The following is a 13,398-nucleotide window of genomic DNA, read 5'->3' as shown; positions in this document are numbered from 1 at the left end:
TTATTTGTCCTCAGGCCACGCCAACCAGCCAGTACCGCGTCGCCATAAACAGCGCCAGTGCCAGGGTCGAGGCTACCCACATCAGTCGAATAGTTCGGGAAATATCGTCTACGGCAATGTCGCGCGTCGCGTCGCCAATCCACGGCTTCTCCACGCGCTGACCAAAGTAATCATTGGGGCCGCCAAGCTGAATGCCGAGCGCCCCGGCAACCGCCGCTTCTGACCAGGCGCAGTTCGGGCTGCTGTGGTTGTAGCGATCGCGCCAGCCAATACGCAGCGCGCGGTCGCCCGCTTCACGGCAGAGGAAAGCGGCCAGGCTGATAAGCAGCCAGCTCAGGCGAGCAGGAATAAAGTTGGCAACATCATCAAGGCGGGCGCTGACCATACCGATGGCGCGGTATTTTTCATGTTTGTAGCCAACCATCGAGTCGAGGGTGTTGACCGCTTTATAGGCCATCGCCAGCGGCGCACCGCCCAGCAGCAGAAAGAAGAGCGGCGCGATAATGCCGTCAACGGCGTTTTCCGCCACCGTTTCCACCACCGCACGGTTAATCTGCTGCGGCTCAAGTTGCGAGGTGTCGCGCCCGACAATCCACGACAGCTTGACGCGGCTTTCCGCCAGATCGCCCGCGCGTAGCGGACGCTCAACGTCCCTTGCCGACTGCGCCAGACAGCGCCCGGCCAGTACGGTGAAGATCATCCACACCTCAACCACCCAGCCAAGCCACGGATGAATCATCTGCGTCAGCGTCAGCACGCCCCAGGAGATACCCCACGTGAGGCCGACCACGATGACCCACATCACCCCGCCGCCGATGCGTAAAGCAAAGTCGCTGTGGCAGTAGCGGCGCACGCTGCGCTGAACGGCGGCGATCAGGTTGCCTATCCAGCGCACCGGATGCGGCCAGCTCTGCGGGTCGCCAATGATAAAATCGAGGATCCAGGCCACGCCCCAGGCCAGCAGCGTCATTGGGCGCTCCTTGCGGCAGCCAGCCAGTGGTTGAGCATCGCCGGACGCTGGGCAAAATGCAGATGCAGGTAGCTGGCAAAAGTGTTGCCTACCTGCCAGCCCCCCGACCACTGCTGAAGCGTCAGGCCGTCGCGCACTTTACGGCAGGCCAGCACCGCCGGGTTTTCCGGGATGAAATCTGAGTAGTGAAACTCGTGCCCGCGTAGGGTTTCGCCGGGTGCTGCCAGCAGCGTTTGCCGCATCGCCCTCGCTTCGCAGTAGCCAAAGCGGGTGAGCCGTTTGCCCATCTTGCTGTGGCCGGGAATAAGATTGGCCATCGGGTAAACTTCACCGCCGGCGTCTTCAAGGGTGCTGCCGAGATACATCAGCCCGCCGCATTCGGCGTAGATAGCCACCCCGCGCCGATGCGCATCCCGCAACTGCGCCAGCATGGCGGTATTGGCCGCCAGCGCGGTGGCATGAATTTCCGGATAACCACCGCCAAGCCAGATCATCTGGCACGGCGGGAGTTCGCTATCATGCAGCGGGCTGAAGCGCACAACATTCACTCCGCAACGTTCAAGCAGGGTGAGGTTATCCGGGTAGTAAAAGTTGAAGGCTTCGTCGTCTGCCAGCGCCAGAGTCAAACCTGCTCCGGCATCAGGCGACGGTAGCGCAGGCCACTCCCCGGTGGGTAAAGCAGTAAGCTGACTGAGGGTAAGAAGTTGTTCAATATCCAGAGTTTGCGCCAGCGTGTGGGCAAAATCACGCCACGGCTGCTGGTTGACCAGCGATTCGCGGGCGGTCACCAGCCCCAGATGGCGTTCGGGCAAGGCCACGCCTTCCACTCGCGGCACGTAGCCGAGAACCGGCAGCGCGCAGTAGCGTTCAATCGCGCTTTTCAGTAGCTGATAGTGGGATTCGCTGTTAACGCGATTGACGATAACGCCAGCGATATTCAGACTGGGATCGAAGTGCTGAAATCCCATCACCGTAGCGGCAATGGAGGTAGATACCGCTTTGCCATCGACCAGTAAAATCACCGGGCAGCCGAGCTGTTTGGCCATCGCGGCGGTGCTGCAATAATTCGGGTCGGTGCCGTAGCCGTCATAAAGACCCATGACGCCTTCAATAACCGCGATGTCTGCCTGCTGCATCTGTTCACAAAACAGCGCATTGAGAACCGGTTCCGGGAGCATGAAGCTGTCGAGGTTACGGGAAGCAACGCCGCTGACGGCGGTATGCCAGCCGGTATCGAGATAATCCGGGCCGACTTTACAGGGCTGAACCCGCATGCCGCGCTGTTTCAGCAGGCTGAGCAGACCGAGCGTAACGGTGGTTTTGCCACAACCGCTGCCGGTCCCTGCGAGAATAAATGCATGCTGCCTGGCTGCCATACCCTGATCCTGTTCAGGGTGGTAGGGCTGTAGAGGTGCGCGTAAACCCAGTCTTTCGACTGTACGCATCTGAGCAACCCACTTCCCACCGAAGTTGTTGGTAGTCACCGACAGGCAGGTCTTCTGGCTTAGCGTCGTCCTCTCCCATCCTTCCCAATCTCGCGATCAGTGGTCAAATATGGGTTCGTCAGCATCACAGCAGCGGGGGCTGCGGGGGATTTACACCCCCTTCCCTGGCACCTGTCGGTTTTCTCGAGCGGGATGAGTCCTCACTCGAATAATTTCTGGAACATCTTACGGAGGCTGGATGGCTTCCGTCGTCTCTAATATCTAATTGCAAAATCTTTTCATTACGCCTGCGGCGACCTGAAAGCAATTTCTGATAACACTCTATCCCATCAAATAAATAAAAACTGGTGCAGCTTAGCGCTCTCTCATTATTAATTTGTTGCGCTATGACAATTTATTGCTCTGGATGAGAGTTTTTCATTTTATAATGAGGCAGATACGGGGGCATATCAAAAATCGGCAATAACAAAATATTGTCATTTAAAATGGTTCAGTTTGTGATCTGGCATTAATTTGTTGGCGATAAGCCTGCGGAGTCACCTGATAGGCCTGGCGAAAAACTTTGCAAAAATAGCTGGTTTGAGAAAATCCTAAATTCCGCGCAATGCTGGCAATACTCCAGTCGCTGTGACACAGCAGCTCTTTGGCGCTCACCATACGCTGATGGTTAACCCACGCGTTAAAGCCAATTCCCTGATATTTTTTGAACAGCTTACTGAAGTAGTACGGGCTGAGATAAACATGGGCGGCAACGTCTTCCAGGCGAAGCTCATCAGACAAATGGGCATCGATATAGCGCAACGCCTTCTTCATTTTACTGTCATGGGGGCTAACGGCCCGGCTGGCGCGCGCGGGTTCAGGCTGCTGCGGATTGTCTTTAATCACGACAAAATTGAGCTGTTTTTTAAGACAATTTTCTACTATTAGCTTGAGTAAATCGGCGGAAGCAATGACGCGCGAGTAGTCCATCTCCGGTACGTCGCGGAACGCTTTGACCAGCTCAGGATCGGTCTGCCAGCGGTCATCGACGTTCAAAATGTCGACCAGTTCAACATCATTACTTAAGCGCACCTGCCCGCATAGCACAAAGCCCACCAGGTGCCCGGCAATAACTAAAGGGATGGAAAAATCGGTTAACCCGGCGTGGCAGCGGTAGATACAGAGCTGATCGGTTTTTGAAGCTTCCAGGCCACCGCAGCGGTCGCTCATCCGACAGCGGGTGCTGTGCTGGGGGTGTTGACGCATAAGCTGGCAGAAAGGAGTGAAATTAAACAGCTCAGAAATTTCATCACCGTGAATATTGACTACCACAACGGCCAGACTGGTGGCCTGTGCAAAATCCTGTGCGATTTTATTGATGAGTTCCGAGTTCAGTGTACTCGCAGAAATCATGATAAAACCTCTCAGTTAATTTTTTGTTATAAATAAAACATTTTATTAATATTTACGTCCTTTCATCATCATTCACCTGCAACGATAAAAGAATAGTACGATAGCAAAAGTCTCCCATCCGTGGGAGACATTTTGGGCGACTTCGTGATACCGGTTCATGAAAATTTTTAGTTATTTCAGCGGATACATCAATCCTCTAATTTACAGGTATTACAGGGTAAGTTATTACCAATCAGATAACGATAGATAGCCGCCCCCAGACAGGCCCCGATTAACGGTGCAACAATCGGCACAATAAAGTACGGAATATCCCGTCCGCCAGTCATCGCGATATCACCCCAGCCCGCCATCCACGTAAACAGCTTCGGTCCAAAATCACGCGCCGGATTCATCGCAAACCCGGTAAGCGGCCCGGTGGATGCGCCAATAACCGCGACCAGTAAACCAATCAGCAGCGGAGCCAGCGGCCCTTTTGGCACACCGTTACCGTCGTCAGTCAGTGCCATAATCATCCCCATCAGCATGGAGGTAATCACCACTTCGACCAGCGCCGCATGCCAGATGCTCAGCGATGCCGCCGGATAGGTACTAAAGATGCTTGCCAGCTGCAGGCTCTCTACGCTACCGCGCACGATATGGTGTGTGGCTTCAAACTCGGTAAACATTGTGCTGTAAAGCACGTAGGCCAGCACAGCTCCGCCAAAGGCGCCTGCGACCTGTGCAATGATGTAAGGAAAAACTTTTCGTCCCGGAAAACAAGCAAATAACCACAACGCGACGGTAACAGCAGGATTGAGATGGCCACCAGATATTCCTGAGGTCAGATAGACAGCGAGAGAGATCCCCAATCCCCATATGATGCAAATCTCCCACAACCCGAGGCTTGCTCCCGCCACCTTCACCGCGCTCAGGCAACCGATGCCGAAAAACAAAAACAGCCCGGTGCCCAAAAACTCGGCGGTACATTGCGCTTTTAGCGAATCATTCATTGTGACACCTTCTTAGCAGAGTTCGTGTCCTGACCAGCCAACATCCTGCTGGCAGTAGAGTACAGCGGGCACCACTATATGAATTCCTGTCTGCAAATTGTTGGCAACCTGCTGACGGCCACCCCGGAAAATTCGGGTATGGATAACAAATTATTGCCATTAAATAATTGCTGGCGGCATAGCACACACGCGGCTTTCGCAATTAATCACCCCACCAGGCATGCAAAAATATTGCTATAACCAACTCGCTGTTTTCCAACAAGCATCACAAATCGTTTTTTTCGCATAGCAGATAAAATTAAAATCGTCATAAACAAATTTGTAAATATGGAATACACAAAACAAAATAATCACATCACAATAAATAAACAAAACCATAAAAATCAATAAATTAAATTATTAAATGGCAATTTTATATTATTGATAGCTCACTATTTTTTTATCATCAAATTCAAGTCAGCCATTCTTTTTCCTCGCATCTTCTTATAGTCCCAACTATCGGAACACTCCATGCGAGGTCTTTATGCAACAAGAAGCACTAGGAATGGTAGAAACCAAAGGCTTAACCGCAGCCATAGAGGCCGCTGATGCAATGGTTAAATCGGCCAATGTGATGTTAGTGGGCTATGAAAAGATTGGCTCCGGGCTGGTAACCGTCATCGTCCGCGGTGATGTCGGTGCGGTTAAAGCGGCAACCGATGCAGGTTCCGCCGCCGCACGCAACGTAGGTGAAGTGAAAGCCGTACACGTCATCCCACGTCCTCACTCCGATGTAGAAAAAATCTTACCGAAGGGAATTAGCCAATGAGCAGCAATGAGCTGGTTGAACAGATCATGGCGCAGGTGATTGCCCGAGTGGCAACGCCGGAACAGCAGGCCACCCCTACTCACCCCCACCCTATACGAGAGACGGCTATGGCAGAAAAAAGCTGCAGTTTAACGGAATTTGTCGGGACCGCCATTGGCGACACCCTGGGTCTGGTTATCGCTAACGTTGATACCGCCCTGCTGGACGCGATGAAGCTTGAAAAGCGCTATCGCTCCATCGGCATTCTTGGCGCACGTACCGGCGCAGGTCCGCACATTATGGCGGCGGACGAAGCGGTGAAAGCCACTAACACCGAAGTGGTCAGCATCGAACTTCCCCGCGATACCAAAGGCGGAGCAGGTCACGGTTCGCTGATTATTTTAGGCGGCAACGACGTTTCTGACGTCAAGCGCGGTATCGAAGTCGCGCTGAAAGAGCTCGATCGCACCTTCGGCGATGTTTACGGCAACGAAGCCGGGCATATCGAGCTGCAATACACCGCCCGCGCCAGCTACGCCCTTGAAAAAGCGTTCGGTGCGCCAATTGGTCGTGCCTGCGGCATCATCGTCGGCGCTCCGGCTTCCGTCGGTGTGTTAATGGCCGATACCGCTCTGAAATCAGCCAACGTTGAAGTGGTCGCTTACAGCTCTCCGGCGCACGGCACTAGCTTCAGTAACGAAGCTATTTTGGTGATTTCTGGCGACTCCGGCGCAGTCCGTCAGGCGGTCACCTCCGCCCGTGAAATTGGCAAAACCGTCCTTGCGACCCTCGGTTCTGAACCGAAAAACGATCGCCCGTCCTACATCTAAACCCCACGAGGCTGATTCATGAGATCGAAAAGATTTGAAGCACTCGCGAAACGCCCTGTGAATCAGGACGGCTTCGTTAAAGAGTGGATCGAAGAAGGCTTTATCGCGATGGAAAGCCCGAACGACCCGAAACCGTCGATTAAAATCGTAAACGGCGCGGTGACCGAGCTGGACGGGAAACCGGTTAGCGAATTCGACCTGATCGACCACTTTATTGCCCGCTACGGTATTAACCTGAATCGTGCAGAAGAAGTCATGGCGATGGATTCGGTCAAGCTGGCGAACATGCTGTGCGATCCTAATGTAAAACGCAGCGACATCGTCCCCCTGACCACCGCCATGACCCCGGCGAAAATTGTCGAAGTGGTTTCGCATATGAACGTCGTCGAGATGATGATGTCGATGCAGAAAATGCGCGCACGCCGCACCCCTTCTCAACAGGCGCACGTCACCAACGTCAAAGATAATCCGGTGCAAATTGCCGCCGACGCCGCCGAAGGCGCATGGCGCGGGTTTGACGAGCAAGAGACGACGGTTGCGGTAGCGCGTTATGCCCCGTTCAACGCCATCGCGCTGCTGGTAGGTTCGCAGGTAGGTCGTCCGGGCGTGCTGACTCAGTGCTCCCTGGAAGAAGCCACCGAGCTGAAGCTCGGTATGTTAGGCCACACCTGCTATGCGGAAACTATTTCCGTATACGGTACTGAACCGGTGTTTACCGACGGTGACGATACTCCGTGGTCGAAGGGCTTCCTGGCCTCGTCCTACGCCTCTCGCGGCCTGAAAATGCGCTTCACCTCCGGTTCTGGCTCTGAAGTACAGATGGGCTACGCCGAAGGTAAATCGATGCTTTATCTGGAAGCGCGCTGCATCTATATCACCAAAGCCGCTGGCGTTCAGGGTCTGCAAAATGGCTCCGTAAGCTGTATCGGCGTGCCGTCTGCCGTGCCATCAGGCATTCGTGCGGTGCTGGCGGAAAACCTGATTTGCTCATCGCTGGATCTGGAATGCGCCTCCAGTAATGACCAGACCTTCACCCACTCCGATATGCGTCGTACCGCACGCCTGCTGATGCAGTTCCTGCCGGGTACCGACTTTATCTCCTCCGGTTATTCCGCGGTGCCGAACTACGACAACATGTTCGCCGGCTCCAACGAAGATGCGGAAGACTTTGACGACTACAACGTTATCCAGCGCGACCTGAAAGTGGACGGCGGTCTGCGTCCGGTTCGCGAAGAAGACGTTATCGCTATTCGTAACAAAGCTGCTCGCGCCCTGCAGGCCGTGTTTGCCGGAATGGGTCTGCCGCCAATTACCGACGAAGAAGTCGAAGCCGCGACCTACGCCCACGGTTCGAAAGATATGCCGGAACGTAACATCGTTGAAGATATCAAGTTCGCACAGGAAATCATCAGCAAAAACCGTAACGGCCTGGAAGTGGTGAAAGCGCTGGCTCAGGGCGGGTTTACCGATGTTGCGCAAGACATGCTCAACATCCAGAAAGCCAAGCTGACCGGGGACTATTTGCACACCTCCGCCATTATCGTCGGCGACGGACAGGTGCTCTCTGCGGTTAATGACGTCAATGACTATGCCGGTCCGGCAACGGGTTATCGCCTGCAGGGAGAACGCTGGGAAGAGATTAAAAACATCCCTGGCGCTCTTGATCCCAACGAGATTGATTAAGGGGTGAGAAATGGAAATTAATGAAAAATTGCTGCGCCAGATAATTGAAGACGTGCTCCGCGATATGAAGGGCAGCGATAAACCCGTCTCGTTTAATGCGCCTGCGGCATCCACTGCACCACAGACCGCTGCGCCTGCGGGCGACGGCTTTCTGACCGAAGTGGGCGAAGCTCGCCAGGGCACTCAGCAGGACGAAGTGATTATCGCCGTCGGCCCGGCATTTGGCCTGGCGCAGACCGTCAATATCGTCGGCTTACCGCATAAGAGCATTTTGCGCGAAGTCATTGCCGGTATCGAAGAAGAAGGCGTCAAAGCGCGCGTGATTCGCTGCTTTAAATCCTCCGACGTGGCGTTTGTCGCCGTTGAAGGCAATCGTCTGAGCGGCTCGGGTATCTCCATCGGCATCCAGTCGAAAGGCACCACGGTTATCCATCAACAGGGACTGCCGCCGCTCTCCAACCTGGAGCTGTTCCCGCAGGCACCGCTGCTGACGCTGGAAACCTATCGGCAGATTGGTAAAAACGCCGCCCGCTATGCGAAGCGCGAATCACCGCAGCCGGTTCCTACGCTTAATGACCAGATGGCACGCCCGAAATACCAAGCGAAGTCGGCCATTTTGCACATTAAAGAGACCAAATACGTCGTGACGGGCAAAAACCCGCAGGAACTGCGCGTGGCGCTTTGATAAAGGATAACTCCATGAATACCGACGCAATTGAATCGATGGTTCGGGACGTATTGAGCCGCATGAACAGCCTGCAGGGCGATGCGCCAGCGGCGGCTCCTGCCGCTAGTGACGCGACCCGTAGCGCAAAAGTTAGCGATTATCCGCTGGCGAACAAACATCCGGAGTGGGTGAAAACCGCCACCAACAAAACGCTGGATGACTTCACGCTGGAAAACGTGCTGAGCAATAAAGTCACCGCTCAGGATATGCGTATTACCCCGGAAACCCTGCGTTTACAGGCGTCTATCGCCAAAGATGCGGGTCGCGACAGGCTGGCGATGAACTTTGAACGCGCCGCCGAACTGACCGCAGTACCGGACGATCGCATTCTTGAAATCTACAACGCTCTTCGTCCGTATCGTTCCACCAAAGAAGAGCTGATAGCAATGGCTGACGATCTCGAAAGCCGCTATCAGGCAAAAATTTGCGCAGCTTTTGTTCGTGAAGCGGCAGTGCTGTACGTCGAGCGTAAAAAACTCAAAGGCGACGATTAAGGATTGCGTATGCGATATATAGCTGGCATTGACATCGGCAACTCATCAACGGAAATCGCGCTGGCGACGCTTGATGGGGCAGACGCACTGACGATTACGCACAGTGCGCTGGCGGAAACCACCGGAATCAAAGGCACGTTACGTAACGTGTTCGGGATTCAGGAAGCACTTTCCCTCGTTGCTAAACGCGCGGGGATCAATGTCAGCGATATTTCGCTCATTCGCATTAACGAAGCCACGCCGGTCATTGGCGATGTGGCGATGGAGACGATTACCGAAACCATCATCACCGAATCGACAATGATCGGCCATAACCCGAAAACGCCGGGCGGAGTAGGCCTTGGTGTGGGTATCACGATTACGCCGGAGGAGCTGTTAACCCGCCCGGCGGACTCGTCCTATATTCTGGTGGTGTCATCGGCATTCGATTTTGCCGACATCGCCAACGTCATCAACGCCTCTATGCGCGCCGGATACCAGATTACCGGCGTCATTTTGCAGCGCGATGATGGCGTACTGGTCAGCAATCGGCTGGAAAAACCGCTGCCGATTGTTGATGAAGTTCTGTACATCGACCGCATTCCGCTGGGGATGCTGGCGGCGATTGAAGTCGCCGTTCCGGGGAAGGTTATCGAAACCCTCTCCAACCCTTACGGCATCGCCACCGTATTTAACCTCACCGCCGATGAGACGAAAAATATCGTGCCGATGGCGCGTGCGCTGATCGGCAACCGCTCTGCGGTGGTGGTCAAAACGCCCTCTGGCGACGTCAAAGCGCGCGCCATACCGGCCGGTAATCTGGAACTGCTGGCTCAAGGACGTACCGTGCGCGTCGATGTTGCCGCCGGTGCCGAAGCCATCATGAAAGCGGTCGATGGTTGCAACAAACTCGATAACGTGACCGGCGAGGCCGGGACCAACATCGGCGGCATGCTGGAACACGTGCGCCAGACCATGGCCGAACTGACCAACAAGCCCAGCAGCGAGATTTTTATTCAGGATCTGCTGGCCGTTGATACTTCTGTACCCGTCAGCGTCACCGGTGGTCTTGCCGGGGAGTTCTCGCTGGAGCAGGCCGTCGGCATCGCTTCGATGGTGAAATCAGACCGTCTGCAAATGGCGATGATTGCCCGTGAAATCGAGCAAAAGCTCAATATCGACGTGCAAATCGGCGGCGCTGAGGCTGAAGCCGCCATTTTAGGCGCATTGACCACACCGGGCACTACTCGACCGCTGGCGATCCTCGATCTCGGCGCAGGTTCTACAGATGCGTCGATTATCAACCCCAAAGGCGAAATTATCGCCACCCACCTCGCCGGCGCAGGCGATATGGTCACGATGATCATTGCCCGCGAGCTGGGGCTGGAAGACCGCTATCTGGCGGAAGAGATCAAGAAATACCCGCTGGCCAAGGTCGAAAGCCTGTTCCATTTACGCCACGAGGACGGCAGCGTCCAGTTCTTTCCGACGCCGCTGCCTCCCGCCGTATTCGCCCGCGTCTGCGTGGTGAAACCCGATGGACTGGTGCCGCTTCCCGGCGATTTAGCGCTGGAGAAGGTGCGCGCCATTCGCCGCAGCGCTAAAGAACGCGTCTTCGTCACCAACGCCCTGCGCGCGCTGCGTCAGGTCAGCCCGACCGGCAACATTCGCGATATTCCGTTCGTGGTGCTGGTCGGCGGCTCGTCGCTGGATTTCGAAGTTCCGCAGCTGGTCACCGATGCGCTGGCGCACTACCGCCTTGTTGCCGGGCGAGGAAATATTCGCGGCAGCGAAGGCCCAAGAAACGCGGTGGCAACTGGCCTGATTCTCTCCTGGTATAAGGAGTTTGCTCATGGACAGTAACCACACCACTCCGGCAATTGTCATTACCGCTATCGACGACTGCGCCAGCCTCTGGGGCGAAGTGTTGCTGGGTATCGAAGAGGAAGGCATCCCTTTCCTGATTCAACATCACCCAGTTGGAGAAGTCGTAGACAGCGCCTGGCAGGCGGCGCGCAGTTCGCCGCTGCTGGTCGGCATTGCCTGCGATCGGCGCACGCTGGTCGTGCACTACAAAAATTTACCCGCATCCGCGCCGCTTTTTACGCTGATGCATCATCAGGACAGTCAAGCCCAACGCAATACAGGTAACAACGCGGCACGGCTCGTCAAAGGGATCCCTTTTCGGGATCTCCATGCTTAAACACAGGAGAACGGCAGTATGAATAACGCACTGGGACTGGTTGAAACAAAAGGGCTGGTCGGCGCCATTGAAGCCGCCGATGCGATGGTGAAATCCGCCAACGTGCAGCTGGTGGGCTACGAAAAAATTGGCTCTGGTCTGATTACCGTGATGGTTCGCGGCGATGTTGGCGCGGTTAAAGCGGCCGTAGACGCAGGCAGCGCGGCGGCAAGCGTAGTGGGTGAAGTGAAATCCTGCCACGTTATCCCGCGTCCGCACAGCGACGTTGAGGCCATTTTACCGAAAGCTTGATCGATGGCGAATAAGGAGCACCGCGTGAAGCAATCTCTTGGATTACTTGAAGTTTGTGGTCTGGCACTGGCTATCAGCTGCGCCGATATCATGGCGAAATCCGCTTCTATCACGCTGGTCGCCCTCGAAAAGACCAATGGTTCAGGCTGGACGGTTATTAAAGTGACCGGTGATGTCGCCTCCGTGCAGGCGGCGATCACCACCGGCGCACATTTTGCCGAACAGCGAAATGGCCTGGTGGCCCACAAGGTCATCGCCAGGCCCGGAGAAGGGATAATGCCCGCAGAAACTCCCCCGCCCTCCGTCATGGCACCTGAACCTGAAGAGCCAATCATGGCCGATGTCGTTTCTGAAGAGCCAGCAGATGAAGTACCACAGGAAGCCGGACTGGTCAGCTGCAACCTGTGCCTGGACCCGAAATGCCAGCGCCAGAAAGGCGATCCTCGTTCTCTTTGCCTTCATTCAGGCAAGCGAGGTGAAGCGTAATGGATAAACAGCTTCTGGAATCAACGGTCAGCAAAGTTCTTGATGAGATGCGCGAGCGCCCGATTCCGCTGGGCGTCTCGAATCGTCATATCCATCTGTCTGCGCAGGATTACGCGCAGCTTTTTCCCGGCCATCCCATCAGCGAGAAAAAAGCGCTGCTGCAGCCGGGGCAATATGCTGCGGAACAAACTGTCACCCTGGTGGGGCCAAAAGGGCAGCTCAAAAACGTACGCCTGCTTGGTCCACTGCGCTCAACAAGCCAGGTGGAAATATCGCGCACCGACGCAAGGACGCTGGGAGTGGCAGCACCGCTGAGAATGTCCGGCAACCTGAAAGGGACGCCGGGCATCCGTCTGGTCAGCCCCTTTGCCGAACTGGAATTATCTTCTGGGGTTATTGTCGCCCAGCGGCATATTCATATGTCGCCGCTGGATGCCCTGATCCTGCGGGTCTCCCACGGTGATAAGGTCTCCGTGGCAATCGAAGGCGACGAGCGCGGGCTGATTTTCAACAACGTGGCGATTCGCGTTTCACCGGACATGCGCCTCGAAATGCATATCGATACCGATGAAGCCAACGCTGCTGGTGCCGATAACCCGCAGGCCTTTGCCCGGCTGGTGGCCCCACGATGAACGGCGAAATTCTGCAGCGCATTGTTGAGGAGATTGTCTCCCGGCTGCAGCGTCGCGCCCACAGCACGGCGACGCTGAGCGTTGCGCAGTTGCGTGAAGCGGACAGCCGAAGCCTGTTCTGTCAGCACGCGTCGTTGCGCATTCTGCTCATCGACCTGCCGCTGCTGGGCCAGCTTGCTGAAGCGGAAACCGACGACCCCGTCGCCGGGAAAATTCACGACGCCCTGGCTTTCGGCATCCGCGTACAGCTCTGCGTGCATAGCCAGCTACTGCCGGTTATCCCGGTAAAAAAACTGGCTCGTCTACCGGTGATGTTCACCGACGAGCACGGGCTGGCGCTGACTCTGCACGCCGGTTCGCTGCTGAGCTATCGCGATGTCGCAAGCCAGGGCAAAGGACGCTTGGTTCTCCATCGCAAATGCATCGTGACCGCACTGGCGCATGAAGCGGCAAGCGCGCGGAATATTCAATTAATTAAGCAGGAGTAAAT

Annotated in this window: 15 protein-coding genes and 1 riboswitch; of the genes, 11 read left to right on the top strand and 4 right to left on the bottom strand. The window is 55.4% G+C overall.

What is annotated here, in order from left to right:
* Positions 1-10: 10 nt before the first annotated feature.
* From cbiB to pduF, 4 genes are all read right to left on the bottom strand, one after another.
* Positions 11-970, bottom strand: a complete 960-nt coding sequence (gene cbiB / locus AC07P6_RS05740; protein WP_478315811.1) for an adenosylcobinamide-phosphate synthase CbiB — start codon at positions 968-970, stop codon at positions 11-13.
* Positions 967-2,346, bottom strand: a complete 1,380-nt coding sequence (locus AC07P6_RS05735; RefSeq protein WP_478315810.1) for a cobyrinate a,c-diamide synthase — start codon at positions 2,344-2,346, stop codon at positions 967-969. The genes cbiB and AC07P6_RS05735 overlap by 4 nt, the downstream gene beginning before the upstream one ends.
* A 96-nt stretch (positions 2,347-2,442) precedes the next feature.
* Positions 2,443-2,605: riboswitch (cobalamin riboswitch) on the bottom strand.
* 290 nt (positions 2,606-2,895) lie between these two features.
* Positions 2,896-3,807, bottom strand: a complete 912-nt coding sequence (gene pocR, locus AC07P6_RS05730) for a transcriptional regulator PocR (RefSeq protein ID WP_182234640.1) — start codon at positions 3,805-3,807, stop codon at positions 2,896-2,898.
* 188 nt (positions 3,808-3,995) lie between these two features.
* A complete protein-coding gene (pduF, locus tag AC07P6_RS05725; RefSeq protein WP_434661715.1) occupies positions 3,996-4,796 on the bottom strand; it encodes a propanediol diffusion facilitator PduF in 801 nt (266 codons plus the stop codon).
* A 523-nt stretch (positions 4,797-5,319) separates the two neighbouring features.
* Here pduF and pduA point away from each other — a divergent pair.
* Genes pduA through pduM form a run of 11 tightly spaced genes read left to right on the top strand, consistent with a single transcriptional unit; the run spans position 5,320 to position 13,396 of the window.
* Positions 5,320-5,604, top strand: a complete 285-nt coding sequence (gene pduA, locus AC07P6_RS05720; protein WP_110276481.1) for a propanediol utilization microcompartment protein PduA — start codon at positions 5,320-5,322, stop codon at positions 5,602-5,604.
* Entirely contained in the window at positions 5,601-6,413 is an 813-nt protein-coding gene (gene pduB / locus AC07P6_RS05715; RefSeq protein WP_110276480.1) for a propanediol utilization microcompartment protein PduB, read from the top strand. The genes pduA and pduB overlap by 4 nt, the downstream gene beginning before the upstream one ends.
* Positions 6,414-6,431: 18 nt before the next feature.
* Positions 6,432-8,096 carry a propanediol dehydratase large subunit PduC gene (pduC, locus tag AC07P6_RS05710; RefSeq protein ID WP_112213931.1) on the top strand — a complete coding sequence of 555 codons (1,665 nt, stop codon included), beginning with the start codon at positions 6,432-6,434 and terminating at the stop codon, positions 8,094-8,096.
* 10 nt (positions 8,097-8,106) lie between these two features.
* Positions 8,107-8,781 (top strand): propanediol dehydratase medium subunit PduD, encoded by a 675-nt coding sequence (gene pduD, locus AC07P6_RS05705; protein ID WP_112213932.1) that lies wholly within the window; start codon positions 8,107-8,109, stop codon positions 8,779-8,781.
* A gap of 14 nt (positions 8,782-8,795) precedes the next feature.
* On the top strand, positions 8,796-9,317 hold the full coding sequence (pduE, locus tag AC07P6_RS05700; RefSeq protein WP_478315809.1) for a propanediol dehydratase small subunit PduE: 522 nt from the start codon (positions 8,796-8,798) through the stop codon (positions 9,315-9,317).
* Between the two features lie 9 nt (positions 9,318-9,326).
* Positions 9,327-11,159: a propanediol dehydratase reactivase alpha subunit PduG gene (gene pduG, locus AC07P6_RS05695; protein WP_434661712.1), complete on the top strand. Its 1,833-nt coding sequence runs from the start codon at positions 9,327-9,329 to the stop codon at positions 11,157-11,159.
* Positions 11,149-11,499 carry a propanediol dehydratase reactivase beta subunit PduH gene (pduH, locus tag AC07P6_RS05690; protein ID WP_304253335.1) on the top strand — a complete coding sequence of 117 codons (351 nt, stop codon included), beginning with the start codon at positions 11,149-11,151 and terminating at the stop codon, positions 11,497-11,499. The genes pduG and pduH overlap by 11 nt, the downstream gene beginning before the upstream one ends.
* Positions 11,500-11,517: 18 nt before the next feature.
* The gene (pduJ, locus tag AC07P6_RS05685; RefSeq protein WP_110276474.1) at positions 11,518-11,790 is read left to right on the top strand and encodes a propanediol utilization microcompartment protein PduJ; all 273 of its coding nucleotides are present in this window, start codon (positions 11,518-11,520) and stop codon (positions 11,788-11,790) included.
* Between the two features lie 3 nt (positions 11,791-11,793).
* A complete protein-coding gene (locus tag AC07P6_RS05680) occupies positions 11,794-12,276 on the top strand; it encodes a BMC domain-containing protein (protein WP_110276473.1) in 483 nt (160 codons plus the stop codon).
* Positions 12,276-12,908, top strand: a complete 633-nt coding sequence (locus tag AC07P6_RS05675) for a phosphate propanoyltransferase (RefSeq protein WP_112213937.1) — start codon at positions 12,276-12,278, stop codon at positions 12,906-12,908. Before AC07P6_RS05680 ends, AC07P6_RS05675 begins: the two co-directional genes overlap by 1 nt.
* On the top strand, positions 12,905-13,396 hold the full coding sequence (gene pduM, locus AC07P6_RS05670) for a microcompartment protein PduM (protein ID WP_478315808.1): 492 nt from the start codon (positions 12,905-12,907) through the stop codon (positions 13,394-13,396). Before AC07P6_RS05675 ends, pduM begins: the two co-directional genes overlap by 4 nt.
* Positions 13,397-13,398 lie beyond the last annotated feature (2 nt).

The organism is Klebsiella sp. GFKo11 (assembly GCF_056490265.1).
The sequence above is the reverse complement of the archived record's forward strand: the minus strand, read 5'-3'. Positions and strand labels throughout refer to the sequence as shown.